Source organism: Epilithonimonas hispanica, assembly GCF_003385395.1.
Lineage (GTDB): Bacteria > Bacteroidota > Bacteroidia > Flavobacteriales > Weeksellaceae > Epilithonimonas > Epilithonimonas hispanica.
Genome location: NZ_QNUG01000010.1, coordinates 1 through 25269 on the forward strand (window position 1 = coordinate 1; position 25269 = coordinate 25269).

The window sequence follows — 25269 nt, forward strand, 5'->3', positions numbered from 1 at the left end:
GTCTTGATACCTTTGACACAAAATGGTTCACCCTGTTTCTTGTGAATGATTTTTAAATTATAAATCTAATCTTGTATTTTTTATTTTGCAAACTAAAGGGCACAAATTATTTACTAAAAGAAATTATATTTTCAAGGCACAAAGTTTTTAACTTCGTAAAAATGAAAATCTCCATTTTTTTTGCGACTTAACACATTTTTAATAGGATTAATTTTGCGACTTTGCGATAAAAATAATTCTGTAAAAACAAGTTTAAATATTTTGAAAGCATATAATCCTCTTTGAAATTTCAGAGAGGATTTTTTTGTGAATTACTTTTAGCACAATCTTTGAATTATTCTAAAAAATTCAAGTATATGAGTGCGGTTAATGTAAAGACAATGGTATTAAAAATATTAAAATGGATAGGAATCAGCATTGCTTCTATCCTATTTCTAATGTTCATTATTCCGATACTTTTTCCAGGAACGATTTCTCAACAAGTAAAGATTTTTGCAAATAAACATCTTGCAGGAGAATTGGATTATAAGAAAACGCATTTGACTTTTTTCCGCCATTTCCCTTCTCTCACGGTTTCTGTAGACGATTTTATACTGAAAGGTTCCAAACCCTTTGAGCAAGATACATTGCTTGCTGCAAAAGATGTTTCTGTAGGAATCAACTTGAAAAATCTGATTTTTAATCAAGAAATAAAAATTGATGAGATTTATGTAAACGACGCAACAGCCAATGTTTTCGTCAATTCTAAAGGACAAGCCAATTACAATGTTTACGTTTCCAAACCGTCAGAAAAACCAAAAGATACAACAGAAGCAGGCGCATCAATCAAATTAGATTTAATCAAATTAAAAAATTGGAATATCAAATATAATGACCACTCTGCAAACGTTTTAGTCAATGCGAAAGGTCTTAATTATACAGGAAAAGGTGGATTGAGCGAAGATATTTTTGATTTAAAAACCGACCTCGAAATTGAAAAAATAGATTTTGCACTCAATCGAATTTGGTACGCACAAAAGAAATATCTGAAAGCCGATTTGATTACGAGAATCAACACCAATGCGTTGACTTTTGTCTTAAGAAAAAATGAGCTCAGAATCAATGAACTTCCTCTGAAATTCACAGGATTTGTGAGTATTTTGAAAGATGGATATAACCTTAATATCAATGCGGCTTCGGAGAAAACGACGATTAAAGATATGTTGTCCATTCTTCCTCCTCAATATTTATCTTGGGTTAAGGACACGAAAATCGAAGGAAATAGTGATTTATTTTTCAGTCTGAAGGGACGATTCAGCGAACCTAAAAATCTGAAACCTGATTTGAAAGCAAGTCTAAAAGTTAATAATGGTTTCGTCTCCAACAGCAATGCACCAGTTCCAATGAACAATCTTAATATGGATTTAAATGTCGATTTGCCTTCGCTGGATACTGAGAAACTCCTACTCGATTTGAGAACTTTGAGTTTTGATTTAGGAAAAAACAACAATTTTCGAGCTGTTGTAAAAACGCAGGGATTGAACGAAATGAAAATCAATGCGAACATCAAAGGTGCTGTTGATTTGGCAACTTTGGATTCTGCGCTTGGTTTGAAAGATATTGAACTGAAAGGTCTTATGAATACAGATATTCAGTCGAATGGGATTTTCAGTCTGGATAAAAAATTATTTCCTAAAACGAAAGGTTCTTTCAATCTGAAAAATGGCTGGCTTAAAACTAAATATTACCCAAATCCAATCAAGAATATCAATATTTTAGCGAATATTCATAATACTGATGGAACTTTCAAAAGTCTTGGCGTGAAACTCGACCCTTTCAAATTTGATTTTGAAGGTAATCCTGTTTTTGTGAATGCAGATTTACAGAACTTCGAAGATGTTCTATATAAAGTCCGAGCAAAAGGCGTCTTGAATGTCGGCAGAATTTATCAAGTTTTTGCTAAAGAAGGATTTGATGTCAGCGGTTTGATTATGGCAGATTTATCTTTGAATGGAAGACAAAGTTATGCGACAACCGGACAATACAGCAAGCTTGATAACAGAGGAAATCTCATCTTAAAAAATATCAAAGCCACAACAGAATATCTGCCGAAATCATTCTATATCAAAGAAGGAAATTTCGAGTTTGAGAACGAAAAAATGTGGTTCAGAAAATTCTATGGTAATTATGGAAAATCCGATTATTCACTCAATGGATATTTATTGAATACCATCAATTATTTCATCGAAAGAAAAGGAACATTGCACGGCAGATTTCATTTGAAATCCAATTATATTTTGGTAGATGAATTTATGGCGCTGAAAGAAGGTGATAATACAGACAAATCCCTTGCAGTAACCTATGCGAAGGAAGAACATCCGAAAAGCAGCGGCGTTGTCATTGTTCCAAAAAATCTGGATGTTTCATTGGAAGCTAATGCTAAAAAAGTAGAATTCAAAGGACTTGGATTGAACAATCTTTTAGGGTTAGCATCGGTCAGCAAAGGCGAAGTTTATTTGAAGAATACAAGTTTTGACATCATAGGAAGTAGAATGAAAATCGATGCAAGATATCAGGACGAATCACCAATCACAGCTAATTATGACGTAGCTTTGAATGTTGCAGACTTCGATGTTCAAAAAGCTTACAAAGAAATTGATATGGTGCGTGAAATGGCGACTGCTGCGAAAGATGTGAAAGGAATTGTCTCTCTGAATTACAAACTGAAAGGTGATTTTGACGGCAATATGAAACCTATCTATCCATCATTGGAAGGTGGCGGAAACGTAAATCTGAGAGACGTGGAAGTCAAAAACCTGAAAATGCTTTCGACGATTGGAGAGAATATAGGCGCCGATGCTTTTGATAATCCGGATATGAAAGGCGTGGATATCAATACAACCATCAACAATAATCTCATTCACGTGGAGCCTTTTACCTTCAAAGTATCAGTGTTGAGACCTACGATTAGCGGAACTTCGAGTTTCAATGGTTTGCTAGATTTCCGAGTGAGAGTGGGATTACCACCGGCTGGCTGGATTGGATTCCCAGTTGTGGTTACGGGAACACACGAGAAACCAAAAATCAAAATCTTCAGCAAAACCGGACAAGGTATTGTGGAAGCCTTGTATAATACCAAATCTAACAAAGTCATCCGAGAAGAAAAACGAGCCGAAAAAAAATCTCGAGCACAACAGCGAAAAGAAAAACGCGCTCAGGAAAAGAAAGCCGAGAAAGCCGAAAAGCAGATTGATAAAGATTTGAAGAAGAAATAAAATATTTTAAGTTTTTAATATAACTGATGTAATTTTTATCAAAATACCAATAATAAAAAATCCGAAGAAAATTATTCTCCGGATTTTTATGCTTATAGATAATTTTAAAATTTAAACAAAAGGTAATTTAACCACTTTCGCAGGAATATCTTTGTTTCTGATTCTGATGAAGATTTCTGAACCTATTTTGAAGTTTGGTTTATCAACGTAAGCTAATCCCAATCCTATTTTTTTCATTGGAGACATTGTTCCGGAAGTTACTTTTCCAATGACATTGCCTTCTGCGTCCACCACTTCATAATCGTGTCTTGGGATTGCTTTTTCTTGCATTTCGAAACCTACTAATTTTTTGGAAACACCTTCAGTTTTTTGATTTTGCAAGAATGCTTTGTTCACAAAATCTTTATCGAATTTCGTAATCCAGCCTAATCCAGCTTCCAGCGGAGAAGTTGCATCATCGATATCATTTCCGTAAAGACAGAATCCTTTTTCTAATCTCAAAGTATCTCTGGAAGCCAATCCACAAGGAATCAACCCAAATTCTTTCCCAGCTTCTGTCAAAGCATCCCAAAGTTGTTCTGCAAATTTGTTATCAAAATAAATTTCGAATCCACCACTTCCTGTATAACCTGTGTTAGAAATAATCACATCAGAAAAACCGGCAACAGAACCAATTGAGAAATGATAATACGGAATTGCTGATAAATCTGTATCAGTTAATTTTTGAAGAATCTCAGTAGCTTTTGGACCTTGAATTGCGATTAATGACATCTCATCAGAAGCATTCGTCATTTTTGCTCCGAATTTCTCATTGTATTTTGCAATGTGATTCCAATCTTTATCAATATTGGAAGCGTTTACAACCACAAAATATTTTTCATCCTCGATTTTGTAAACAATTAGGTCATCTACAATTCCGCCAGTTTCGTTTGGAAGGCAAGAATATTGTGCTTTTCCGTTTTCCAAAGCATCAACATTGTTGGAAGTAACAAACTGCAACAAGTCTTTTGCAGAAGCACCTTCGATGAAAAATTGTCCCATATGAGACACATCAAAAATTCCCGCTTTTTCGCGGACAGCAAAATGTTCTTCTGTAACTCCTGAATACTGAACAGGCATTTCGAATCCTGCAAACGGAACGATTTTAGCGCCTAAAGAAACGTGTTTATCGTATAAAGCGGTTTTTTTCATTTTAAAAGGAAGATTTATTTTAGTTGCGCACAAATCTAAGAATTAGTTTTGAGTTATGGATTATGAGTTTTAATTGGTTTTTTAGTAAAATATAAGAATATGCTCATCGAAATAACTACAAACAATATGTATAATTCTTTGGTACATTTCTCATCATTCATTTTATGAATTCTACCAATTGTATAAACTTTTGATTTAGCAATCTTTTTAAGTTCAGAAATGGAATTAGAATTTTCAATCTCCATAATTTGTTCTCTTTGAAAAGCCTGATTCTTTACTGGAACAATATCAATTTGATAAGTATTAATCACAAATAACCATCCCAATAAAATCATTAAGCAAATAAAAATCAATCGTCTAAGAATTTTCATAAAGTTTTTCTTCAAAAATAAATATTTTTAAAATACAAGCTGATAAATATTGGTTGAAGTCCATTAGCAATTTGGTTATCTTTGCAGTTCAACTTTAAACCTTGAACATTAAACCTTAAATCAATTATGAGCGACACTATCCTTTGTCCAAAATGCCAATCCGAATTCACTTACGAACAAGACAATCTTCAAGTTTGTTCTCAATGTTTCCACGAATGGGATCCTGCAGAAGTTTCAACGGAAGGTAAAATTTTCGATTCTCTTGGTAAAGAATTGCAAAATGGAGATTCTGTAATTGTTATCAAAGATTTGCCTGTAAAAGGTGCTCCAAAACCTGTAAAAGCAGGAACCAAAGTTAAAAATATCAGATTAAGACCAGACAGCGACCATAATATCGATTGTAAAATTGACGGTTTCGGTTCTATGGCTTTGAAATCTGAGTTTGTGAAAAAAGCCTAATCATCAGATTCTAAAATATAAAAGTCGCGAAGATTGATTCTTTGCGACTTTTTAATTTATTTATAATTCAAATATTTAAATAAAAAAAAGGAAAGTTTTGGCAGGGTAAACTTTCAAAGACTTTGATTGCGAATGCTAATTTCGGTCTTTAGGGGCAGAAAGAGAATTAACCAAAAATTTCCTATATACTTTTGTTTAGCAAAATTAGAAAATTTTTACAATTCAACAAACTGAAAATGTAGAAGTTATCCATATTTTATCAACAATTGATTTTTTGTCTTATTTTAAATTAAATCTTAGATACAATTCAACAACGACAAAAAATAATTAAACCACAAAAGTCACAAAAGAAAATCCAAAAGAGCAAATAAGCTAGGGTTTCTAAAATAAATTTCTTTTTTGAACTTTTGAAAAACTTAATCCAAAATAATAGCTTTTGTGACTTTTGTGGTTTTCAAAACAAATTTTTAAAGGTTCTAAAATCCCAAAAAGACTTTTCCTGAAATAGAATTTGGAGTATAAATCACAATTGATTTATCATTAATTTTAAGTCTGTTTCTGTAATGTGAACCTGCAAAAAGGCTTTCCAAAACAGTCGCTTCTACTCCATTTTCTGCCACTTTTATTTGATGTGGAAAATAATGTTTCTTAGAAAGATTGAATTGAGTTTTTTCTTCGTCAGAAAAAATATTGACCTCTCCCAAAAGCTTCGCAACATAATCGTTATAAGGATTTTCGTAAGTTTCTTTCGGCGAATCATTCTGAATTAATCGTCCTTGTTGAAGAACTACAATTTTATCTGCCCAAGGTAAAACTTCTTCCAGATTATGTGTTGAAATCAAAAGACTCATTTTATTTTGTCTCACATAATTGAAAAGTTTATCTCTCAATTCAAATTTGCGAGAAAAATCCAGATTACTGAAAGGTTCATCCAACAAAAGCAGCTTTGGAAGAACAGCCAAAGCTCTGGCAATTGCTACGCGTTGTTGTTGTCCTCCACTTAAGTTTTTTGGAATTACTTTAGCATATTCTGTAAGTCCAACAACATCCAATAATTCGTCAACTTTTTCTTTTTTTGATTTTAGATTGATGTTAGAAATGTATTTTCCAACGTTATCGTAAACAGTTCCGTAAGGCATCAAATCATAATTCTGAGCCACAAATTTCATCTGCGCTTCGCCAGGAACAAGATTTCCTTTTGGTCCTAAAAGTTTTTGTCCATCAAAGATAATTTCTCCATTTTGCCAATCCATCAAACCATAAATGAGACTCAACAAAGTTGATTTTCCACAACCACTTTCACCAGCTAAAGCTATGATTTGACCTTCATCTACATTCAGATTAAGATTTTGAAATAATGTTTTATCGGTCTGATAATTGAAATACAGATTCTTAACTTCTAGCAACATTTTTAAAAATAAGATTTTAAACTCGTAATAATTTTATTACTTTAGCAAAGTACGGAAAAGTAACTAATAATTTAAAATATTTGAAGTGAAATTGCACCACGATTCCATTTCTATTCTGAAAAATCTCTTGATATGAAAAAGACAACTTTAATATCCGCAATTTTATTGATTTCTGCTTCGGTTTTCATTATTTCGTGCGGAAAAGACAAACCTGTAACCAGCGAAAGTAATGAAGTTTTGACCACAACAGACGGAAAAATCTATGCTGTTGATACATTGAACAGTAAAGCAGAATGGAAAGGTTTTAAAGTTGTAAAGTCTGACAACACGAGTCATATTGGAACTTTGAAGTTTGAAAGCGGAGAAGTAACCGTGAAAGACAACAAGCTTGAAAGCGGACAATTTGTAATTGATATGACTTCTATCAAGAACGATGATTTAACAGATTCTGAAAGCAACGGAAAACTGATTGGACACTTGAAAAGTGCAGATTTCTTTGACACAGAAAAATTCCCAACTGCTTCTTTTGAAATTACTAAGATATCAGAAGCGCCTGCTGGTGGAGATTACAACACTATTATTGACGGAAATCTAACGTTGAAAGGCATTACAAAACCAGCAACTTTCAATGCTAATGTAAAATTGAAAGATGGCGAATTGAGCATCGCAACAGAACCAAAAGACATCAACAGAGATGAGTTTGGGATTGTTTTCCAAATGCCTGCCGCTGAAGGTTTGATTAAAAATGAAATCAATGTTCAGATGAAAGTTAAAGCGATTGAGAAAAAATAATCGGTTTAAGTTTAAAAATACAAAACCCTTTCAGAAATTTTGAAAGGGTTTTGTATTTTAGAAAAGTTTCATATCTATTTCTCATAAACCAAATAACCATAAGCTGGTAAATTGATATCAGAACCTTTGATTAATTCAACCTTATTCTTTGTGAAAATGTTCTTATAACTTCCCACCGAATTGTCGTCTTCTAGTTTGAAATTAACAGCATCTTTTGAAGTATTAATTAAAACCAAAACTTCGCGGGCACCATTTTTTCTAAGATAAGCCAAGATTTTGTCATTCGAAGTGGTGTTAATCCAAAAAGTTGTAACAGCTGGGTCGCCACCTCTTAATGCTGGATTTACGGATTTCAAAGCAAATAGTGTTTTGTAGAAATCTTCCAATTCATATTTTCCGTTCCAAGGAATCGGATCTTTTTCGAAAAATTCCAGACGCTTAGCTTTCATTGGTAATTCCTGGCCATTGTAAAGTAGAGGAACACCATTCCAAGTCGCCGAGAAAACAGCTAAAGCAGGTGCAAAATCTCCATATTTCTCATATTCGGTTCCGTTCCAAGAGTTTTCGTCGTGATTGCTTGTAAACCAAGCTCTCATAGAGTTATCTCCTATTTTGGAATATTGTTCCAAAAGATTTTTCAAATCAGAAAGTGGAAGATTTTTCTTATAAAAGTCTTCGGAAAGATGCATCCATTTCCAACTGTAACTTGCATCGAAAACTTTACCATAATCCGGATTTTCTAACTCATCAAATTCTCCTAAAAAGAAAAGAGGTTTCAGTTTTTCAACTTCGGGTCTTGCTTGTTGCCAGAAATCAACTTCTACCCAGCTTGCCAAGTCGCATCGGAATCCATCTATATTGGTTTCTTTTACCCAATACTTCATAGCGTCAATCATTGCAAGACGCATTTCTTTATTAGAATAATCCAGTTCGATGATATCATCCATTCCGCTGGCTTTATGGAAACTTCCGTCAGCATCCTTCAAGTAATATTCTGGATGAGATTTTGTCCAAACATGATCCCAACCTGTATGATTCGCAACCCAGTCGATAATGACTTTGAATCCCATTTTGTGAGCTTCATTTACCAAATGTTTGAAGTTTTCCAAAGTGCCAAATTCCGGATTGATGCTTGTATAATCATAAGCAGCATATTGACTTCCCAAACTTCCCTTCTTGTTGAGTTGAGCAATTGGCGTGATTGGCATAAACCAAAGTGTTTCCACACCCATTTTCTTAAGCCTAGGAAGTTCTTTTTCGAAAGCTTCAAAAGTTCCTTCTTGTGTGTATTGTCTAACGTTAACTTCGTAGATATTGGTAGTACGCTTCCAATCTTGTGGGTTTTCCATTGTATGATTCTGGGTTTTACAGGATAATAATAATGCGGCGATTGCCGGAATAAGAATCAGCTTTTTCATTGCTAAATTTTTAAAGTCTATTCTGTAAAAGTAATGAAAATAAAAAATCTTGAAAAGTATAGGCTTGTTAATGTTTGATAAAAAAGCATTACGTCTTAAGTTCTCCCACTTTTTATTAATTAATCTTATCAAAATAAAGAAACGTTGCAATTAAAAAAGAAAAAGCCCGAAAAAAAATCGGGCTTTAATATATTTTAGAAAGAATAATATTAATCTTCATCATCTTCGTCAAAAACATCGTTGTATCCTTCGTCATCATCGTTGTAATCGTCATCTTCGTCTTCAAAACTACTTTCTTTGAATTCTGAATCAAAATCTCCAAAATCATCATCCATAAAAGGTGTAGCAGAACTTTTACTTTTACCATTGCTTGAAGAGCCCGTTTTGCTTGGTGCTTTCAATGGAACATTCCCGAATCTGTAAACTGTAAGTGGATAATTAACAGCTGTTTTTTCATCTACAATTTCCAACAATTCACAGAAAAATTCCCAAAGTTCTATAAATCCATATTGGAATCTCATTTTGCTTCCAACAGCTGGGAAACCTTCTGGCAAGTAGATATCGGACATTATTTCGCCATCGCCGTCATCGCTCATATCTTCTAGAGGAACAGCATTTCCTTCATTCCACTCATCATCAGAAAAATAAAAAGAAGACAACTCTTCACCAGGAAGGTTGAAAGCACTTTTTATGCCCAGATGAAGATTCCAAAGTGTTTGTTTTTCTTTTACCTCGATGTCTCGGAAGATTGTTTCTTTGGCGTCTAGAATTACTCTAACTTTATAAACCATTTTCGTTTTACTTTAAACTTTATATTACCTTGATTAACGTTGCAAATATAAAACAAATGAAATTTCAGAAAAGTTTCTTGGAAATTTTTTTTCAAAAAAGTTTTGTTTAAATTCAGCGCATCGGTGGGTGTCTATCGATGTATAAAAGAGGGTTTATTTTTTTTGTTTTTTCTAAGAAAGGTTTTGATAATTTGAATTTAAATTTAGTTCCTGAGAGATAGACACTTTCTACAGAAATAGATTGTTTATGAGCTTCCATGATGTGTTTTACAATAGCCAGACCAAGACCAGAGCCACCTTCTTTTCTATTTCTACTAGATTCTACACGATAAAAACGTTCAAAGATTCTTGGCAGGTTTTCAGGTTTTATTCCCATTCCGTTATCTTCCACAGAGATGTGTATGCTTTTCATCCCTTCTCTTGTCGAAACAATGATTTGAGCCTCTTCTCGATTGGCATATTTTACCGCATTGGAAATAAGATTGATCAAAACTTGAGAAATCCTTTGCTTATCTGCAAAAACCAAAAGCTGAGATTGCGTGGTCTGCAGCTGCATTGTCATAGAATGTCTTTCCGCTTCCATTTCCAGAAGGTCAAAAACTTCCTGAATTAAATAATTAATATCAAAAGTCGAATACTTCAGTTCAATCTGTCCCGCTTCAAAACGGTTAATCATATCAAGATCTTTCACTATATTAAGGAGTCTTTCAACAGATTTATCGATTCTTTCAAGATATTTGTCTCGGATATTAAGATCTTCCACACCACCATCGCGCAAGGTTTCTATATAACCTTGAATAGAAAAAAGAGGCGTTTTGAGTTCGTGGGAAACGTTTCCGATATATTCTTTTCGGTAGTCTTCCATCTCTTTCATCATATCGATTTCGGCATTTTTCTGATTCATCTCGTGAACTTTTTCACCAAGTTCTTTGAAGCCAATATCTGTATCAAAATCGTGAATAATATCTTCTGGAAGAATATTGGTGATTCTCCTAATCTGATTCTTACTATAAAAACTGAATAGAAATTCTAAAACAAAATAGTTAACAATGAAAACGAACCACAATGTAAAGATTAAGAAGTAATTGAAATCTCTGGTCTTGAAGAAACTATCGCTGGAGTAGAATTCAAAAATCATTACAACGCCTCCAACCACAGCAACCAACAGAAAGGATGCTGCAACAGATAACCAATTGACTTTTATCGAATTTCTAAATTTCATTTCAAAAAAAAGATTTTCTTTATAGAAAATCTTAAACTACTAATTTATAACCTATTCCTTTGAGGGTTTGTATCGTATTGATACCCAATTTCTCCCTTAATCTTCTGATGTGAACGTCAATCGTCCTTTCGCCAACGATAACATCATTACCCCAAACTTTTTCAAGGATTTCTTCTCTTTTGAAAACTTTCTCTGTATTAGAAGCTAAAAGATATAGCAAATCGAATTCTTTCTTTGGTAACAAAAACTCTTCTTTACCTTTAGAAACCTTGAAATTATCTTTATCAATAATCAAATCTCCAATTTCTATATAATTTGAATTTTCCTGAGAATTAGCACCCATTTGTAATAATGCGGCTACTTTGGAAACAAGAACTTTGGGTTTGATTAGTTTTACAATATAATCATTAGCACCAGCTTGATAACCTGCTAGTTGTGAGAATTCTTCACTTCTTGCAGATAAGAACACAATCAGAGTTCTTTGTAATTCTTTGATTTTGCGAAGGTCCTGACAAGTTTCGATTCCGTCTTTCTCTGGCATCATTACGTCTAACAGAATAAGGTCTGGCAAGATTTCTTTTGCCTTTTCAATTCCCTCATTTCCATTTCCAGCAGTAAAGACCTGATAACCTTCTTTTTCCAAATTATAAGAGATGATTTCCAAGATGTCCTGCTCATCATCAATTAAAAGGATTTTTTTACGATTCATTTCGATTTATTAATTATCCCAAAATTAAAAAAAATTGAACTCTATATCACTAAATGTTTAAAGTTCACACAAATTTAACATTTATAAAATAAATAATTGATGTTTTGAAATGATTTTTGACAAGAATAATTCTATGTTTTAATTAGAAGTTATAGGTTTCATTTTTGAGGAAATTAAGTTAAATTTGCACCTCACTTTTCAGAATTATGGAAGAAGAAGAAAAAAAATCACTCAATTTTATAGAACAAATCATAGAAGACGATTTGGAAAACGGCTTAGGAGCGGATAAACTTAGATTCAGATTTCCGCCGGAACCAAACGGTTATCTTCACATTGGTCACACAAAAGCAATCTGTATCAACTTTGGTTTGGGGCAAAAGTATAATGCGCCTGTTAACCTTCGTTTTGATGATACCAATCCTGCAAAAGAAGAGCAGGAATTCGTTGATTCTATCAAAGCTGATATCGATTGGTTAGGTTTCAAATATGATCAGGAATTATATACTTCAGATTATTTTGAACAATTATATATTTGGGCTGTTGAATTGATTAAGCAAGGAAAAGCTTATGTAGATGAACAATCTTCCGAAGACATTACGGCACAAAGAAAGAATCCTTTTGAGCCAGGAATCGATTCACCTTTTAGAAATCGTCCTATCGAAGAAAGTCTTGAACTTTTTGAAAAAATGAAGAACGGTGAATTCGAAGAAGGAACGATGAGCTTACGTGCGAAAATCGATATGGCTTCTCCGAATATGAATATGCGTGATCCTGTGATGTACAGGATTTTGAAAAAACCGCATCACAGAACGGGCGAAAAATGGAAAATCTATCCGATGTACGATTGGGCACACGGAGAGTCTGATTATATCGAGCAAATTTCACATTCATTATGTTCATTAGAATTCGAGAATCACCGTCCACTTTACGAATGGTATCTTGACCAAGTTTATGATAACGAAAGCGTTGCGCCAAAGCAGAGAGAATTTGCAAGGATGAACGTTTCTTATATGGTAACTTCCAAAAGAAAACTTCAAAGATTGGTTCAAGAAGGTGTTACAACAGGTTGGGATGATCCAAGAATGCCAACTATTTCTGGATTGAGAAGAAAAGGTTACACGCCAGCTTCAATCAAAAACTTCATTGAAAAAGTTGGAGTTGCGAAACGTGAAAACTTAATTGATATTCAGTTGCTTGAATTCTGTGTTAGAGAAGACCTTAATAAAGTTGCAACGCGAGTAATGGCGGTTGTAAATCCGGTTAAATTAATCATCGAAAATTATCCAGAAGATAAAGAAGAATGGTTGGAAACTGAGAATAATCCTGAGGATGAAAATGCCGGAACAAGACAAGTTCCTTTCTCAAGAGAAGTTTACATCGAAAGAGAAGATTTCAAAGAGGAAGCTGATAAGAAGTTTTTCCGTCTGAAATTGGGTGGAGAAGTGCGATTGAAAGCTGGATATATTATCAAAGCTGAAAGAGTTGAGAAAGATGCTGATGGCGAAATCACAACTATTTATGCGACTTATGACGAAGATTCTAAGTCTGGAAGCGGAACTGAGGCGAGTCTAAGAAAAGTAAAAGGAACGTTACATTGGGTTTCTGCAAAACACGCTTTACCAATCGAAATCAGGACTTACGAAAGATTGTTCACGACAGAACAACCTGATGCTGAGAAAGAAGTTGATTTTATGGAATTCGTGAATCCGGAATCTTTGAATGTTTCTTACGGTTTTGCAGAACCAAGCTTAAAAGATGCCACTTTGGATGACCATTTCCAGTTCCAGAGAATCGGTTATTACAAGAAAGATAGAGACTCTTCTGATGAGACTTTGGTATTCAACAGAACAGTTACGCTTAAGGATGGTTATAAGCCTTAAAATTGTAAAAAGTAGAATGAAAAATGTACAAAATAAATTTTGATTCTTAAATAAATATTAAATTGAAAATCAGTCGTTTGGCTGATTTTTTTGTTTAGATGTAACGAAATTTATCGAGTCATTGTCTTATCCTCAAGTAAGATAAAACTATGAAAACTAAATTTTGTATTCTTCTATTAATTCTTTTTTCGATGCAGATTTTTGCTCAGAAATCGATGGCTTCTGATAGTATTTCGAGAAAGAAATTGATGGCTGTCAAAAAAGAACAGAACAATGTCCCGATGATTAATAATTTCTCACTTAGAATTTCTTATTTCTTACTTAAGGGGTATATCTAAATGTTAAAGACTACATATATCAAAAAAAGCCTAAAAACAGGCAAAAAAAGCCAAAAATCAAAAAAGACAATTCGAAATTCACCGTTATTTAACTGATATTTACCGTTATTGAACCGATATAGAATTCGATATTAATAGAGCGAAAATAGCGGTCTGATTGGCTTAATAACGATATTCATTCTATGAACCGTTATTTTAAAAATTTCAAATTATATAAATCCAGTAAAAAACCCAACGGTAACAAAAATTAAACTTTTGGATTGTTACCATTTATGCTACTATTTATGTTACCATTTTAAACGGTAACATTTTTTTTACTTTTGGTGTGGTAACAAATTAGCCTTTGTTACTATTTCTCTCAAGCTCGAAACCTCACCTTCTAAGTCTGCTAATTTGTCATAAATATCAGCAGGGTCTGGTAGCTGAAAATTAAGATGTAGCTTAATTTCCCAAACCTCTTTTATACTTTCCGGATTGATATTTTGCGTTGGATAATTCTTTCTATTATCAGACTTGCAAATAAGATTGTTGTACTTCTTTATTTTATTTATACATCTTTTAATCAAACCATCTTCAATTTCATTTGAAATAACTGCATAAATTCTGTTATCCTTTATACCAGTTATCCAGTTCTCTACAAATTGTCCAACAACGTAACCTCCTGCCAAAGTTGGAAACATAGACGTCCCCTCAATTTCAAACATTCTGAAGAGTCCGTTATTTAATCCCGGCATTCTGAATGAAGGTAATTTTTTAATGAAATTTTCATTGTTGTAACCTTCAAGATACCCTGCTTTTAGTTTATGTGGTACAAGTACAATGTTATCCACATTGTGCGAATCTACAGTAATAATAGTTGGAGTAACGTTACTGTAATCTTTTTTTGTTTCTGCTATGGTAGTATTCATAGAAAAACTTCCGCTCACAGGAGTAATAACCTTTGCATTCTTTTGCAAGCTTCCTTGACCGGTTATGTACCAATTCAAATCTAAATCTTCAAACTTGTTTGATAAGTCCTGCAAAATATCCACAGATGGTTTTGCATTTTCCTTTTTTAACCTATACAATTTTTCAGGCGAACTGTACCCGAGAGCCTTTGCAAGCTCGGGAATACCGGAAAACCCATAAAATAAGGCTATCTCTAAAGTTCGTTCAAAGAAGTTTGAATTTTTATTCAAATTTGTTTGCATAGTTCAAACTTGTTTGTATATTTGCGTATAATTATTACGCAAAAATAAGAAAATATGACAACTAGCAATGAAAAAATTGAAATAAAAGTTAGCGAAGTCGCTGCCGTTTTGGGCTGGAAGTACACTACTGCTAAGTCTATTAAGGATAGAATGTCACCAAAAATCAAGTTTCAAACTTATTTGGATTGCGAAAAAAAGCTGAGAGAAGCTAAGGAAAAGATCAATAATGAATTATCAAACTAATATAATATGAAAAAATACATCTCCGTGATTCCTTATCACAAGCACGTGGCAAGTGTTATCAAAAATTATTATCACATCATTCTATTTAGAAAGCATATTGATTTTCACTACAGAACTGATTTTAATATAAAATAAGTATGAATCAAGCAATGATATCAAATAGAGGTTTTCAATGTCCGGTAAAAGGATGTGATAAAAAACTTAATCGAAAATTTTCAGCTCAAGGTTTAACAATGCATTTTATAGCTAAACATCCCGGAGAGTTAGAAAAGAGACTAAGGCTAAAAGTAATATAAGGCAATAGGGTGTCCTGGATAATTTTTTTGTCCCGGATGTAGGGTTCAACTCCCTGCATTGCCACAAAAATCCCAAACGGTTTAAAGCGTGGTTCGATTCCACGCTGGGAACAATACAATAACAATGAATTTCAGACAGGGCGATATTATTACACGTAACACAGGAGACAAACAAACCGTTTGGGTCTCTCAGCGTTTGATAATTGATGTATGTGGGATTTCTGATTCTCATTTCAGAAAGAACAGAACCAAATACAAAGAGTCTGTTCAGAAATGTTACCATCATCATAACATTTTGCCAGACACCGGTAAAAGCTGGCGATGGGCGAAGATGGATGCAGGTTTCTATTATGATCTTGCAAGGATATCTAACAAAGCTCCACAAAACTACAGAGGCTATTTTGGTGACAGTTCCGCACTGGTTAAAAGCTATGAGGATTTTATCAATAATACTCAGATCTCGGATTTTGAAGATATGTTTAAACGTCATTTAAACCGTGTTTTCAGAACATACTTGGAGTTTTACAATGATGCTAATGAAGTACAACGCCCGGCACTTGCAAAAGCCTGTGCGGTGATTGATTTCATACTGGAGCATAAAGACAATTATCCAGGAACCAAATCCAAAATCTACAAAGATTTAGAACCTGTTTTGAAAAAGATGGATTTGCAGTACATCCCACATCATCACCTTAGACTGAAGGAAAAAATTGATGAGTTATTTGCGACTGAATCGCTGGCAATTCCTGATATCATCAAACTGCCTAGAACTGGTAACACTAATTCAATGGTGTTTGATGACCCGGAACTTGTAAGCTGGGCGATGCAGTTGAGAAATATGCCAAAGAACTACAGCAATGACTACATCATCCGAAAAATAACAGATATGTGTGAGCTGGTTGGCAAACGTACACCATCACGCAGATGGTACGGACAAAACATCTTTGAGCAAAACGGAACAAAGTTTTTAACGGCTAAAAGATACGGCTCTAGTAGGAAATCACACATTCATAAATCTTACATTCCTTTTGCTAATGCGTTATTTGCGGGCGATTGCTGGGAAATGGATGCAACTAGAGTAAACATAGTTTCTCACGAGGTTGAAGTTGTGAATGAAGAAACAGGAAAGAAAACTAAAGCAGATAAGTTTCTGATGGTAGTCGCTATCCGTGATGTTCATTCCGGTGATGTTTTAGGCTATTCTTTCAGTCATTCAGAAAACCATTTGGTTTATGCTGATGCAATGAAAATGGCGGTTCAAAAAACAGGTTATTTGCCTTACGAAATTGTTACTGACCGTTTTCCGGGACATAACACACCACAAATGGAAGATTTGTTTGCAAGAATGGAGGCTCTTGGTGTTCATATAGAGTTTGCTCACGATGCTAATAGAAAAGCAGGTGTTGAGAGATTCTTCAGAACATTGCAGCAAATCACGATGCCGGATTCGGATTATTTCTATGGAGACGGTATTCAGTCTCGCAGTTTATCTGCTTTCCGTTCACCGGAATACATTGCGCAGATCAAAAAAGAAAGCAAAAAAGCTGGATTTGATATGTACAAAGCCGTTGAGGAAAGCACATTCATTATTGAAAGTTTCCGTGATACACTTTACAGCCGATATAGCCGTAAACATAAAAATCTACAAAAGTCGCCTAGACAAATTCATAACGATAGCGAAAAACCTCACGTGATTGAAGTTTCCGAAGCTACTGTATCAATGTTGTTTGGTCTTAAAAAGACAATCCAAATCCGAAATAAAGGTCAGATTGCAACTGAGATTCTAGGCGTAAAAATGAGCTACTTCATCAGTCGAGCTTACTATGACATCATTAAAAATTATCATACAGAATCTATTGTTATGTCTTATGATATTGAGGATTTGAGTGTTGTTTTCCTTTGGGAAAAGCACGGACAACTATTGAAGTCGCTTTGTGAAGCTGAGTATTTTGTAGAACCTCAGAAATATGGTCCGAACAAAGTAATGCAACAAGTAGGCGTAGCAAAAGCACGTGAAAAAGCAATCAACGAACTGAAAGAACTGGACTATCAAGAAACCATTGGCGAAGAAAATCTGATGCTTGGCAGATACGGTAAAAAAGACGAATTGAATACGGCTGATGATTATTACAACAATAATCAAATCCCTATGAAAAAAGTATCCGGAAGCGACATACAACCGGATAATAATAAAGGCGGTGACCTAGGAAATTACCGCTCTGAATGGTAATAAAACTTAACAAAAATTTTATAGTATGACAAATCTACAAAAAAATGAGATTATCCAACTCATTGAGATGGAAAAGCCAAAGCTTGGAAGCTACACGGCAGTAGCCACAAAATGTGGTGTTAGTAAATCAACTATTTCTAACATTATTAGCGGTAAGCACGACAACATCAAGCCCAAAATGTGGCTAAGCATCGGTTATACATTGGGATATAACTCTACAGAATGGCAAACTGCTGAGACATTTGATTTTAGAAAGATTCACAGCCTTTGCAACGATGTGAAGAATGAGCATTTGTTCAGAATACTTTCTGCAAAAGCCGGAATGGGAAAAAGTACCGCTCTTGAGTTTTATGCTGATGTAAAAAACGACAGAAAGAACAAAACGCAGGAAGAAAACAACATTTTTTACATCCGTTGTAGAGAATGGTCTGGACGAAAGTTTCTTACTGAATTGTGTATTTCTCTAGGGATTGACCCCGAAAACTCTAAAACGGACGAATTAGGCGAAAAAGTATCTAAGTTTTTCATCAACAGAAGTGCTTACAACCCTATTCTAATTGTAGATGAAGCCGATAAATTAAAAGATTCTGCAATCCGTTGGTTTATCCATTTTGAGAACGAAAACAAAAACATTACAGGTTGTCTTTTGTCGGGAACTGAATACCTAGAAAAACGCATCCGAGACGGTGTGAGATTGAAAAAGCAAGGCTATGACGAAATAGAAAGCCGTTTCCGCAGAACTTATGTAAAGTTGATTGGTTCTCGTGAAGCTGATGTCAATGCTATTTGTGAAGCTAATGGAATCTTTGAAAAAACAATCCAATCAAGAATTTTTACAGAGTGCAATCCTACTCCTGTCATCATTAACAAACAAAGTGTAAAAGTTGTAACCGATATCAGAAATATACAAGGAAAAATAGCTAGAGAACTTAGAATTAAACAATCTGCATAATTATGACAACACCAGAAAAACTAGATCAGATAGTAAAATCCTTAACAGAATTAAAAAATCCGTCAATAAGCGACTTTTTGAAAGCAACAACTGAAGCAACCAAAAAGCTTGATGGTTTTTTGAAAGAAGAATATGATAAGGGCTATAAAACAGCAAAGGAAGAAATCAAAATAATTAAACAAAATTAATATGACAAACGAATTTTTTCCACCAGACGAAAAGGAATTGGAAGAAATCATCAGAGGACTCAAAGCAAGACTGGAAGATGATGCCTACCAAGAAGAATGGATTAAAATCCACGACGAGCTGATGTTTCGTCAAAAACAATTACAAGAATTAACCATTAAAAACAACGCCCTATGAAAACAGTAACAATTTATCTCAACGCAGAAAAAACCGCATTCCAAGTCGTAAAACCATCAGAAAAATTTAGTGGCGACTGGAAAGGCTTGGTACACGGTGTAACTAACGGATTTTATCACTCATTCAAAGTATTTTAATTATGACAACTATCGACATCAATCAACTATCAACAGAACAATTGGAAGCGGCTTTGGCTCAAAAAAGAGAATCAGAACGCATCACAAGAGAAAATCAGCGCAAATCTTATGAATCTTTAAAAGTAGAAACTATCGAGGATTTAGCACCAATGGCTGATGAAATATCACTGTCTTTGATGAGATTCAGAGATAAGGCTTTTAGTCAACTTGGAACGCTTTACTCATTACTGCAAGACTACAGCAAGCGTCACGCAGACGGTAAAGGAAATTTTAAAATTGAAAATAATGATTTTAAAATCCTTTTTAAAAGACAAGGAAAGGGAACTTTTGACGAAAGGTCAGAACAAGCAGAAAAGCACATTATTGATTTCCTTAACACGAGATATGACGGCGATTTGGACACTAAAGATTTGATAATGTCTTTAATGGAAAGAAAGAAAGGAGACTTAGACATTAATATGATTCAGAAGCTCTACAATATGGAAGATAGATTCAATGATGATAATTGGAGAGAAGGAATTAAGCTGCTAAAAGAATCTTACAGTTTCAACCACAGTAAAGATTACATCTCTTTTTTCAAAAAAGGTAGAAACAATCAATGGCAGGGAATCAATCTTAACTTTTCAAACATCTAAGTTATGATAGCGGTATTACTAATATCAATCAGTTTTGTTTGCTTTCTAGGCGGTGTTTGTCTCGGAGCAATTATCAACAGCAACAATCCTTACCAAAAGGATTAATCCCAAACGGTTTACTGCGTGGTTCGATTCCACGCTGGGAACAAAGAAAATTTAACAGAATATGAAAGCAATTGGAGTAAACACCTTCATCAATAAGCGTTTCGATACATTCGCTTTTGATGATGCTTGGAAGGACAGCTTCGGAGAACCCGAAAAGAACTTCAAAATGATTGTTTACGGTAGTTCCGGCAACGGTAAAACCGAGTTCAGTGTAAAGTTTGCAAAATATCTTGCTACGTTTGGAAAAGTGGCTTATTGTAGCTACGAACAGGGTATTTCTAAAAGTTTACAAGACGCCATCGTTCGTAATAATATGGAAGAAGTTTCGGGAAAAGTAATGTTTCTTTCCGGTGGTTCTCTTCCAGACCTTATTGAATACATCAGAAAAAGCGGTTCAAAAATCGTAATAATCGACAGTTTGGACTATATGAAACTGACGACCGAACAGTTTAAAGTCCTTATCAAAACTTTTCCTAAAAAAGCCTTTATCATCGTTGCCTGGAGCAAAAACGAAGCACCAAAAAGCCAATACGGAAAAGACATTGAGTTTATGTGTGACATCAAGTCTTATGTCGAAAATTTCCGCATTAAAATGCCTCGCAGTCGCTTTGGTGGAAACAAAGAATTTGTGATTTGGAACGAAGGCAAAACTGTAAAAAAGAACGCTCAACCTTCTTTATTTGACACAGAATGAAAAAGTACAGAAAAAGAATAAGAATTGAGAATGCTACAGCTTTCAAATTGGAGTATTTCGATGGAAGTGGCGAAAAGAAATACAAAGAATTTGTGACTGAAAAATCTATGGAGCAATTTCACAAAAGACAAACAGATTTTCTGTATTTGGCAATCAATAGATATGCATTTGTAAACGAAAAATGGCACAGATTCTTAAAGCTTACATCGCCTTATGTATTTGAAAGGGAATTGGAATCTATCAACAAGTTTTTCAAAGAAAATATTGAAGCTGAAAATCTTCAAAGTTTTAAAAATGAAGAAAATTAAAATCAATAAATATTTAGAATTATGGCAGCAAAACCATTAAAAAAGAAACTATTCAGAGCGCAATTTCTGATAACAAAACCTCCCAAAAGCATCCACGAAAAGATAAAAGGGATATCCAGTATTCTTTTCATAATTGCTCACAAAGAATTGGATGTGAAAATGTACATAGAAAGTAAAGTTCTAGAAGATATCAGAGCTGAAAACAATGGAGATAATTCCATTTACATCAAAACGCTCAATATCAAAGAACAAAAAATGGACGGACTTGTAGGTCTAGTCTAATCCCAAACGGTTTACTGCGTGGTTCGATTCCACGCTGGGAACAATGAACGACTTAGAGCTTTTAATAATGATTAAGAAAGCGTTTAAAAAGCATTTAAACGCTCCAAAAAATCAGCAACCATCTCTTTTGCAGTTGCTGAGTCTTATTAAGCTCATTCGTGAAATAATCATAGAAGATTATAAACTAAAACAACAAATCAATGATGACATCAGAACAACAAAAAATGCAACTCTTGACGAGATTTAAAGCTTCTGCATTAGAAGATATCTGTTGGAGTAAAAGCAACCACAGAACCGTGGATATTAATGAGCTGAGACCTGAAGAAATAGAAAAGGTTTATCTGATGTTTTTTCCACAACCCACTATAATAGAACAAATAGTTCTTGCTGAGCATAAAGAATTACTAAGAAAACATCGTTCCACCTGTCTTACAATTGCGACTAGAATAGGATTAAAAGAGCCTGATAGTTGGGATAAATTCAATAACTGGATGCTGAAAAGCAGTGTTCTGAAGAAAAGGCTGAACGATTACACGCTGGTAGAACTGCAAAGCCTAGAACGCCAACTGCGTGGTGCTGAAAGCAATTTCGAAGCTTCCGCAACCAAGCCGGGAAACAAAGCTTGGTATCACAAACACGGCTTCTCTATGCCATCCAAAAGCTGATGTGTGACAAAATTGAGTTCAAGAATGAACGTGAAGCCAACACGATTAAAAATCTAATCAAGAAAACCAGCCGGAAAAAGAGGATTCCTATCCGGTCGTACTTCTGCAAGATTTGTAAAAAATGGCATCTCACAAGTAGAAAAAACAAGTAAAAATATATATGAATGCATTAGATCAACCGATTCAAGAAGTGGCTTTCAAAATTGATAATGAAGATTTGGGAGTCCTTCTTTTTGCTCTTAATAATTGGGGGCAAAGAAATATAGCTACAAGCGTGGAGGAAAGAATGAGCGTTTTCTCGCTAAGGAAATTGCGCCAAAAAATGGAAGTTCGCCAAAGTCAAACCAAAGGTAGTTTGAAAGAATTTAAACTAAGAATAGAACCTGTTCAAGCTTACTCAATGATAAATCTGTTAAACTGGTTTATGACCTACCAAGTATCACCAGTAAGCTACGAATATAATGTTTGCAGAAAATACAGAGACGAGTTTCACGCAAAACTGTTAACGATATGAGAAGTTTTATTACAAAACATTACGAATCGGGCTTAAAAGTCACGTTTAAATATGATTTAAACGGTGTTTTAAGGTTTTTGGAATTTGATGGCGAAAACTGGAATGCTGAAAAAGTAAAATATATAATGCAAAAAATTCCAGCGGATTTAAAAACCATTCTTGCAGATTTACAAAATCAAAATTTCAAAAAAGGAAGCTGGATTTTTAGCGAGATTACTGTTGTAAGTTTTGACGCTTTTTACAACCAATACCCTAAGAAAGTAGGCAGAAAAGAAGATACTTTGAAAGCTTGGAACAAACTAAAAGAAGTTGAAAAAATGGAAGCTATTCTCTACATCCCGGAACTGATAAAACTTAAAAGTGATGGCACAGCGTTCCCTTATCCTGCAACGTATTTGAATAAAAAACTTTGGAAGTAATGATTAGAGGGAAAATTGAAATTGAAGTTTTAAAAAGTGACTCAGGTAAAATTAGAATAATTTGCGGTGGGTGTAATAGTCTAGTTCCTGATACAGCATTTGGATTGATGGCAAATCTCGAAGTAGAATTGTTAATGAGCTTAGGAATTCTCGATAAGATGAACTTTAAAGTTGGTGATAGAGTTGTAACTGAAGATAAAATATCTGGGATTATAACAAAATCTAGTCCGAATGAGATTGATGTTGAAGTAAAAATGGATGATGATGGAAAATGCTGTTTAATTAATAGAAAATATCTTAATTATGAAAATTAACGGATACGAATACACACAGGAAGAAGTTTTGGAAGCTTTGAGAGAAAAAGGTTATCTCATTCTTCCTTTCAGAACCTACGATGAAGAGCATATACACGGTAGTGGATTTATAATGAATTGGTATAACACACAATGCGCTGTAAAAGGCGATGAAACACCAAGTGATGAGAATGTTTGGCAGAATGTCGCCATCAAAGAGTTTACAAAAAGCTTTACAAAACCGAAATTAGTTTAAAAAATATTTGCACTTTCAAATTATTTTATATCTTTGAAGTGCAAAAATTACCAAAGGAGAAATCCTTTTAAAATAAATTTACAACAATATCGAACCCTCGTCACGGTGAAGGAACGGGAAACCGTCCTTAATCTTACCTTTGGTAATTTTTGCACACCTAAAACGGGGGTTCGTGTTTTAAAATTTTCGAGATGCAAAAAGAAAATTTAAAGCAAGTCATCAACTTGCAAGTTACCGATGGTTTGACGGTAGCGGTTTTTCAAAATCAAACTCACGAATTCGTAATGCCTGTTCGTGATGTAGCGTTAGGTTATGGCGTTGCTTCTGGAACAATTCGAAATCAACTGTCAAAAAATTTTGACGAATTTACTGAGGGAAGACATTATATTAAGGGTGTCGCATTTGGCGACACCCTTCCGAATATCCAGCCTCACGCTATTTATTGGACGAAAGCAGGAATTGTTCGACTTGGTTTTTTTATTAAATCAGAAAGAGCGAAAATGTTTAGAGATTGGGCAGAGACTGTGATTCTGCAAGTTTTATCTCCACAACTCCCAAAAAACCTACCCAATCCTACCAAAAGAAATCATAACCGTCTTACACAGGATAGAATGATTTCCATCTTGGCTGATATTGCAAAGATTGATGACAAATCCTTGAGACTAAGTTTAATTTCAAAATTGGGGCTATGAAAGCTACAAAGTATTTCCAAAACAGTACAGAGATGGCAGATTTTGCACGCCAATTTCGCCAAGAGAACAAGCAAAACAAATGGTTTATCCGTACATTTTTACGTTGCGATCACGTTATTAATGAAAACAGAAAAGCTATTGTTTTGGTAGATAATGAAACCATTATCCAAAGACTTATCACTTGTAAAAAATGCTTCAACGCTCAAAATTCATCAAAATGACAAACACAGAAAAAAACATCATAGAGTTCATAACAAATAACATAGGTACTGAACAACTTGCACTTATCATCAGACGATTCAAAGAACAAACCATAAGAATCGTACTGAAATCTGATGAAGACTTATATAATAAAGAATGGATTTCAGAAGGACATTTTTGGCTCACAGAACTTGCTGAAACTCTTGACCCACAATTAGAAAAAGATTCTTAAATTTACAACCGCCTCTAATGGCGGTTTTTATTTATAATTATGAAAAAAATACTATTATTTATTACAGCTCTTATACTGTTGTCCTGTTCTAATCCAATGAACAAACCTTATAATGAAGAAACTCTTCAAACAGATTTAAAAGAAATTGTTGAAAAGAAAAAGATGTCTGAAGAAGATTCAAAAACCTTTGCGGGTTGGTTAATCTTAGCCAAATTAGGAGATAAAAATCTCAAAGGGAAAACTTATCAAGAAATTCTTGACGAAGCTAAAAATTATAAAAAAGAACAGGAAGAATTAGAATTAAAAGCGAAAGCTGAAGAGAAAGCGAAAGCTGATAAAATGCAAAAAGCCGCAACGATTTCTATTTTTGAATACAATTTTGTGCCGGCAGATTCTGATAATTATGAATATCAAGATTATCATCTTTTCAAATATGCAATAAAAAATAAATCGAACAAAGAAATTAAAGCGCTTAAATTTCACTTTAAAATTTACAATGCATTAGGAGATGAGATTGGTGATGGTTATGAAATAAGTTTAACAGATGATAGAGTATCGCCAAATGCGATCTATCGTGGATATTCTATGTTTAATTCTAATTCCTATAATAGTGATGATAATAAAATATCAAATGCAAATTTCAAAGATTTAAAATTTGACATAATTACTGATAAAATAGTCTATACTGATGGTTCTGTTTTAGAATGATACTAAAAAAAACCGCTAAT

At 34.0% G+C, this 25269-nt stretch carries 34 protein-coding genes; 26 read left to right on the forward strand and 8 right to left on the reverse strand.

Features of this window, described 5'->3' with window-relative positions; all coding sequences use genetic code 11:
- The first annotated feature begins 356 nt into the window (after nt 1–356).
- Complete coding sequence (locus DRF58_RS05815; RefSeq protein WP_116033998.1) at nt 357–3254, forward strand: AsmA-like C-terminal region-containing protein; 2898 nt, start codon at nt 357–359, stop codon at nt 3252–3254.
- Between the two features lie 111 nt (nt 3255–3365).
- On the opposite strand, the gene gcvT is transcribed toward DRF58_RS05815, so the two are convergent.
- Nucleotides 3366–4445 (reverse strand): glycine cleavage system aminomethyltransferase GcvT, encoded by a 1080-nt coding sequence (gene gcvT, locus DRF58_RS05820; RefSeq protein WP_116033796.1) that lies wholly within the window; start codon nt 4443–4445, stop codon nt 3366–3368.
- A 53-nt stretch (nt 4446–4498) separates the two neighbouring features.
- Complete coding sequence (locus tag DRF58_RS05825; protein ID WP_123902367.1) at nt 4499–4816, reverse strand: hypothetical protein; 318 nt, start codon at nt 4814–4816, stop codon at nt 4499–4501.
- 126 nt (nt 4817–4942) lie between these two features.
- On the opposite strand from DRF58_RS05825, the gene DRF58_RS05830 reads away from it, so the two are divergent.
- On the forward strand, nt 4943–5275 hold the full coding sequence (locus tag DRF58_RS05830) for a zinc ribbon domain-containing protein YjdM (RefSeq protein WP_116033799.1): 333 nt from the start codon (nt 4943–4945) through the stop codon (nt 5273–5275).
- 476 nt (nt 5276–5751) lie between these two features.
- Here DRF58_RS05830 and DRF58_RS05835 read toward each other — a convergent pair whose 3' ends face one another.
- Nucleotides 5752–6684 carry a sulfate/molybdate ABC transporter ATP-binding protein gene (locus DRF58_RS05835; protein ID WP_116033801.1) on the reverse strand — a complete coding sequence of 311 codons (933 nt, stop codon included), beginning with the start codon at nt 6682–6684 and terminating at the stop codon, nt 5752–5754.
- Between the two features lie 132 nt (nt 6685–6816).
- On the opposite strand from DRF58_RS05835, the gene DRF58_RS05840 reads away from it, so the two are divergent.
- Nucleotides 6817–7476 carry a YceI family protein gene (locus tag DRF58_RS05840; protein ID WP_116033803.1) on the forward strand — a complete coding sequence of 220 codons (660 nt, stop codon included), beginning with the start codon at nt 6817–6819 and terminating at the stop codon, nt 7474–7476.
- Between the two features lie 74 nt (nt 7477–7550).
- Here DRF58_RS05840 and DRF58_RS05845 read toward each other — a convergent pair whose 3' ends face one another.
- The 4 genes from DRF58_RS05845 to DRF58_RS05860 all read right to left on the reverse strand — a co-directional run bounded on the left by DRF58_RS05845 (nt 7551) and on the right by DRF58_RS05860 (nt 11616).
- Nucleotides 7551–8894 carry an alpha-amylase family glycosyl hydrolase gene (locus DRF58_RS05845; protein ID WP_116033804.1) on the reverse strand — a complete coding sequence of 448 codons (1344 nt, stop codon included), beginning with the start codon at nt 8892–8894 and terminating at the stop codon, nt 7551–7553.
- A gap of 209 nt (nt 8895–9103) precedes the next feature.
- Entirely contained in the window at nt 9104–9685 is a 582-nt protein-coding gene (locus tag DRF58_RS05850) for an IS1096 element passenger TnpR family protein (RefSeq protein WP_116033806.1), read from the reverse strand.
- 112 nt (nt 9686–9797) lie between these two features.
- The gene (locus DRF58_RS05855; RefSeq protein ID WP_379883767.1) at nt 9798–10907 is read right to left on the reverse strand and encodes a sensor histidine kinase; all 1110 of its coding nucleotides are present in this window, start codon (nt 10905–10907) and stop codon (nt 9798–9800) included.
- Nucleotides 10908–10938: 31 nt separating this feature from the next.
- Nucleotides 10939–11616: a response regulator transcription factor gene (locus DRF58_RS05860; RefSeq protein WP_116033808.1), complete on the reverse strand. Its 678-nt coding sequence runs from the start codon at nt 11614–11616 to the stop codon at nt 10939–10941.
- A gap of 206 nt (nt 11617–11822) precedes the next feature.
- On the opposite strand from DRF58_RS05860, the gene DRF58_RS05865 reads away from it, so the two are divergent.
- Together DRF58_RS05865 and DRF58_RS18290 are read left to right on the forward strand one after the other, a co-directional pair.
- The gene (locus tag DRF58_RS05865) at nt 11823–13496 is read left to right on the forward strand and encodes a glutamine--tRNA ligase/YqeY domain fusion protein (RefSeq protein WP_116033809.1); all 1674 of its coding nucleotides are present in this window, start codon (nt 11823–11825) and stop codon (nt 13494–13496) included.
- Between the two features lie 149 nt (nt 13497–13645).
- On the forward strand, nt 13646–13834 hold the full coding sequence (locus tag DRF58_RS18290) for a hypothetical protein (protein WP_123902368.1): 189 nt from the start codon (nt 13646–13648) through the stop codon (nt 13832–13834).
- Between the two features lie 314 nt (nt 13835–14148).
- Here the strand turns inward: DRF58_RS18290 and DRF58_RS05870 are convergent, their stop codons facing one another.
- The gene (locus tag DRF58_RS05870; RefSeq protein WP_116033811.1) at nt 14149–15024 is read right to left on the reverse strand and encodes a S24 family peptidase; all 876 of its coding nucleotides are present in this window, start codon (nt 15022–15024) and stop codon (nt 14149–14151) included.
- 54 nt (nt 15025–15078) lie between these two features.
- On the opposite strand from DRF58_RS05870, the gene DRF58_RS05875 reads away from it, so the two are divergent.
- From DRF58_RS05875 to DRF58_RS05960, 21 genes are all read left to right on the forward strand, one after another.
- A complete protein-coding gene (locus DRF58_RS05875) occupies nt 15079–15267 on the forward strand; it encodes a hypothetical protein (RefSeq protein ID WP_116033813.1) in 189 nt (62 codons plus the stop codon).
- A gap of 6 nt (nt 15268–15273) precedes the next feature.
- Entirely contained in the window at nt 15274–15402 is a 129-nt protein-coding gene (locus tag DRF58_RS18910) for a hypothetical protein (protein ID WP_262510757.1), read from the forward strand.
- Nucleotides 15403–15687: 285 nt separating this feature from the next.
- A complete protein-coding gene (locus DRF58_RS05880) occupies nt 15688–17793 on the forward strand; it encodes a DDE-type integrase/transposase/recombinase (protein WP_116033814.1) in 2106 nt (701 codons plus the stop codon).
- A gap of 25 nt (nt 17794–17818) precedes the next feature.
- Nucleotides 17819–18745 carry an ATP-binding protein gene (locus DRF58_RS05885; protein ID WP_116033816.1) on the forward strand — a complete coding sequence of 309 codons (927 nt, stop codon included), beginning with the start codon at nt 17819–17821 and terminating at the stop codon, nt 18743–18745.
- A gap of 2 nt (nt 18746–18747) precedes the next feature.
- The gene (locus tag DRF58_RS05890) at nt 18748–18933 is read left to right on the forward strand and encodes a hypothetical protein (RefSeq protein ID WP_116033818.1); all 186 of its coding nucleotides are present in this window, start codon (nt 18748–18750) and stop codon (nt 18931–18933) included.
- Between the two features lies 1 nt (nt 18934).
- Nucleotides 18935–19108 (forward strand): hypothetical protein, encoded by a 174-nt coding sequence (locus DRF58_RS18495; RefSeq protein ID WP_168926410.1) that lies wholly within the window; start codon nt 18935–18937, stop codon nt 19106–19108.
- Nucleotides 19105–19245, forward strand: a complete 141-nt coding sequence (locus DRF58_RS18365; protein ID WP_157966709.1) for a hypothetical protein — start codon at nt 19105–19107, stop codon at nt 19243–19245. Before DRF58_RS18495 ends, DRF58_RS18365 begins: the two co-directional genes overlap by 4 nt.
- Nucleotides 19246–19247: 2 nt before the next feature.
- Entirely contained in the window at nt 19248–19880 is a 633-nt protein-coding gene (locus tag DRF58_RS05895) for a DUF3164 family protein (protein ID WP_116033819.1), read from the forward strand.
- A gap of 166 nt (nt 19881–20046) precedes the next feature.
- Nucleotides 20047–20679: a P-loop NTPase family protein gene (locus tag DRF58_RS05900; protein WP_116033821.1), complete on the forward strand. Its 633-nt coding sequence runs from the start codon at nt 20047–20049 to the stop codon at nt 20677–20679.
- On the forward strand, nt 20676–20987 hold the full coding sequence (locus DRF58_RS05905) for a hypothetical protein (RefSeq protein WP_116033823.1): 312 nt from the start codon (nt 20676–20678) through the stop codon (nt 20985–20987). Before DRF58_RS05900 ends, DRF58_RS05905 begins: the two co-directional genes overlap by 4 nt.
- 21 nt (nt 20988–21008) lie before the next feature.
- Complete coding sequence (locus DRF58_RS05910) at nt 21009–21269, forward strand: hypothetical protein (RefSeq protein ID WP_116033824.1); 261 nt, start codon at nt 21009–21011, stop codon at nt 21267–21269.
- 43 nt (nt 21270–21312) lie between these two features.
- Nucleotides 21313–21516, forward strand: a complete 204-nt coding sequence (locus DRF58_RS05915) for a hypothetical protein (protein WP_116033826.1) — start codon at nt 21313–21315, stop codon at nt 21514–21516.
- Nucleotides 21470–21934, forward strand: coding sequence for a hypothetical protein (locus DRF58_RS05920; RefSeq protein WP_123902369.1), 465 nt, complete (start codon nt 21470–21472; stop codon nt 21932–21934). The genes DRF58_RS05915 and DRF58_RS05920 overlap by 47 nt, the downstream gene beginning before the upstream one ends.
- A gap of 160 nt (nt 21935–22094) precedes the next feature.
- On the forward strand, nt 22095–22448 hold the full coding sequence (locus tag DRF58_RS05925) for a hypothetical protein (protein WP_116033829.1): 354 nt from the start codon (nt 22095–22097) through the stop codon (nt 22446–22448).
- Entirely contained in the window at nt 22445–22867 is a 423-nt protein-coding gene (locus DRF58_RS05930) for a hypothetical protein (protein ID WP_116033831.1), read from the forward strand. The genes DRF58_RS05925 and DRF58_RS05930 overlap by 4 nt, the downstream gene beginning before the upstream one ends.
- The gene (locus DRF58_RS05935) at nt 22867–23181 is read left to right on the forward strand and encodes a hypothetical protein (protein WP_116033833.1); all 315 of its coding nucleotides are present in this window, start codon (nt 22867–22869) and stop codon (nt 23179–23181) included. Before DRF58_RS05930 ends, DRF58_RS05935 begins: the two co-directional genes overlap by 1 nt.
- The gene (locus DRF58_RS05940; RefSeq protein WP_116033834.1) at nt 23171–23416 is read left to right on the forward strand and encodes a hypothetical protein; all 246 of its coding nucleotides are present in this window, start codon (nt 23171–23173) and stop codon (nt 23414–23416) included. The genes DRF58_RS05935 and DRF58_RS05940 overlap by 11 nt, the downstream gene beginning before the upstream one ends.
- A 191-nt stretch (nt 23417–23607) precedes the next feature.
- Nucleotides 23608–24108, forward strand: a complete 501-nt coding sequence (locus DRF58_RS18545) for a BRO-N domain-containing protein (protein WP_185144533.1) — start codon at nt 23608–23610, stop codon at nt 24106–24108.
- Nucleotides 24105–24329 (forward strand): hypothetical protein, encoded by a 225-nt coding sequence (locus DRF58_RS05950; RefSeq protein ID WP_116033836.1) that lies wholly within the window; start codon nt 24105–24107, stop codon nt 24327–24329. The genes DRF58_RS18545 and DRF58_RS05950 overlap by 4 nt, the downstream gene beginning before the upstream one ends.
- On the forward strand, nt 24326–24541 hold the full coding sequence (locus DRF58_RS05955) for a hypothetical protein (RefSeq protein ID WP_116033838.1): 216 nt from the start codon (nt 24326–24328) through the stop codon (nt 24539–24541). The genes DRF58_RS05950 and DRF58_RS05955 overlap by 4 nt, the downstream gene beginning before the upstream one ends.
- Nucleotides 24542–24580: 39 nt before the next feature.
- Complete coding sequence (locus DRF58_RS05960) at nt 24581–25249, forward strand: hypothetical protein (protein WP_123902371.1); 669 nt, start codon at nt 24581–24583, stop codon at nt 25247–25249.
- Nucleotides 25250–25269: the final 20 nt, after the last annotated feature.

What these genes read in the sequence shown, in the direction of transcription:
- DRF58_RS05815 (WP_116033998.1), top strand. Translation starts at nt 357, where the DNA reads ATGAGTGCGGTTAATGTAAAGACAATGGTATTAAAAATATTAAAATGG.
- gcvT (WP_116033796.1), bottom strand. Translation starts at nt 4,445, where the DNA reads ATGAAAAAAACCGCTTTATACGATAAACACGTTTCTTTAGGCGCTAAA.
- DRF58_RS05825 (WP_123902367.1), bottom strand. Translation starts at nt 4,816, where the DNA reads ATGAAAATTCTTAGACGATTGATTTTTATTTGCTTAATGATTTTATTG.
- DRF58_RS05830 (WP_116033799.1), top strand. Translation starts at nt 4,943, where the DNA reads ATGAGCGACACTATCCTTTGTCCAAAATGCCAATCCGAATTCACTTAC.
- DRF58_RS05835 (WP_116033801.1), bottom strand. Translation starts at nt 6,684, where the DNA reads ATGTTGCTAGAAGTTAAGAATCTGTATTTCAATTATCAGACCGATAAA.
- DRF58_RS05840 (WP_116033803.1), top strand. Translation starts at nt 6,817, where the DNA reads ATGAAAAAGACAACTTTAATATCCGCAATTTTATTGATTTCTGCTTCG.
- DRF58_RS05845 (WP_116033804.1), bottom strand. Translation starts at nt 8,894, where the DNA reads ATGAAAAAGCTGATTCTTATTCCGGCAATCGCCGCATTATTATTATCC.
- DRF58_RS05850 (WP_116033806.1), bottom strand. Translation starts at nt 9,685, where the DNA reads ATGGTTTATAAAGTTAGAGTAATTCTAGACGCCAAAGAAACAATCTTC.
- DRF58_RS05855 (WP_379883767.1), bottom strand. Translation starts at nt 10,907, where the DNA reads ATGAAATTTAGAAATTCGATAAAAGTCAATTGGTTATCTGTTGCAGCA.
- DRF58_RS05860 (WP_116033808.1), bottom strand. Translation starts at nt 11,616, where the DNA reads ATGAATCGTAAAAAAATCCTTTTAATTGATGATGAGCAGGACATCTTG.
- DRF58_RS05865 (WP_116033809.1), top strand. Translation starts at nt 11,823, where the DNA reads ATGGAAGAAGAAGAAAAAAAATCACTCAATTTTATAGAACAAATCATA.
- DRF58_RS18290 (WP_123902368.1), top strand. Translation starts at nt 13,646, where the DNA reads ATGAAAACTAAATTTTGTATTCTTCTATTAATTCTTTTTTCGATGCAG.
- DRF58_RS05870 (WP_116033811.1), bottom strand. Translation starts at nt 15,024, where the DNA reads ATGCAAACAAATTTGAATAAAAATTCAAACTTCTTTGAACGAACTTTA.
- DRF58_RS05875 (WP_116033813.1), top strand. Translation starts at nt 15,079, where the DNA reads ATGACAACTAGCAATGAAAAAATTGAAATAAAAGTTAGCGAAGTCGCT.
- DRF58_RS18910 (WP_262510757.1), top strand. Translation starts at nt 15,274, where the DNA reads ATGAAAAAATACATCTCCGTGATTCCTTATCACAAGCACGTGGCAAGT.
- DRF58_RS05880 (WP_116033814.1), top strand. Translation starts at nt 15,688, where the DNA reads ATGAATTTCAGACAGGGCGATATTATTACACGTAACACAGGAGACAAA.
- DRF58_RS05885 (WP_116033816.1), top strand. Translation starts at nt 17,819, where the DNA reads ATGACAAATCTACAAAAAAATGAGATTATCCAACTCATTGAGATGGAA.
- DRF58_RS05890 (WP_116033818.1), top strand. Translation starts at nt 18,748, where the DNA reads ATGACAACACCAGAAAAACTAGATCAGATAGTAAAATCCTTAACAGAA.
- DRF58_RS18495 (WP_168926410.1), top strand. Translation starts at nt 18,935, where the DNA reads ATGACAAACGAATTTTTTCCACCAGACGAAAAGGAATTGGAAGAAATC.
- DRF58_RS18365 (WP_157966709.1), top strand. Translation starts at nt 19,105, where the DNA reads ATGAAAACAGTAACAATTTATCTCAACGCAGAAAAAACCGCATTCCAA.
- DRF58_RS05895 (WP_116033819.1), top strand. Translation starts at nt 19,248, where the DNA reads ATGACAACTATCGACATCAATCAACTATCAACAGAACAATTGGAAGCG.
- DRF58_RS05900 (WP_116033821.1), top strand. Translation starts at nt 20,047, where the DNA reads ATGAAAGCAATTGGAGTAAACACCTTCATCAATAAGCGTTTCGATACA.
- DRF58_RS05905 (WP_116033823.1), top strand. Translation starts at nt 20,676, where the DNA reads ATGAAAAAGTACAGAAAAAGAATAAGAATTGAGAATGCTACAGCTTTC.
- DRF58_RS05910 (WP_116033824.1), top strand. Translation starts at nt 21,009, where the DNA reads ATGGCAGCAAAACCATTAAAAAAGAAACTATTCAGAGCGCAATTTCTG.
- DRF58_RS05915 (WP_116033826.1), top strand. Translation starts at nt 21,313, where the DNA reads ATGAACGACTTAGAGCTTTTAATAATGATTAAGAAAGCGTTTAAAAAG.
- DRF58_RS05920 (WP_123902369.1), top strand. Translation starts at nt 21,470, where the DNA reads ATGATGACATCAGAACAACAAAAAATGCAACTCTTGACGAGATTTAAA.
- DRF58_RS05925 (WP_116033829.1), top strand. Translation starts at nt 22,095, where the DNA reads ATGAATGCATTAGATCAACCGATTCAAGAAGTGGCTTTCAAAATTGAT.
- DRF58_RS05930 (WP_116033831.1), top strand. Translation starts at nt 22,445, where the DNA reads ATGAGAAGTTTTATTACAAAACATTACGAATCGGGCTTAAAAGTCACG.
- DRF58_RS05935 (WP_116033833.1), top strand. Translation starts at nt 22,867, where the DNA reads ATGATTAGAGGGAAAATTGAAATTGAAGTTTTAAAAAGTGACTCAGGT.
- DRF58_RS05940 (WP_116033834.1), top strand. Translation starts at nt 23,171, where the DNA reads ATGAAAATTAACGGATACGAATACACACAGGAAGAAGTTTTGGAAGCT.
- DRF58_RS18545 (WP_185144533.1), top strand. Translation starts at nt 23,608, where the DNA reads ATGCAAAAAGAAAATTTAAAGCAAGTCATCAACTTGCAAGTTACCGAT.
- DRF58_RS05950 (WP_116033836.1), top strand. Translation starts at nt 24,105, where the DNA reads ATGAAAGCTACAAAGTATTTCCAAAACAGTACAGAGATGGCAGATTTT.
- DRF58_RS05955 (WP_116033838.1), top strand. Translation starts at nt 24,326, where the DNA reads ATGACAAACACAGAAAAAAACATCATAGAGTTCATAACAAATAACATA.
- DRF58_RS05960 (WP_123902371.1), top strand. Translation starts at nt 24,581, where the DNA reads ATGAAAAAAATACTATTATTTATTACAGCTCTTATACTGTTGTCCTGT.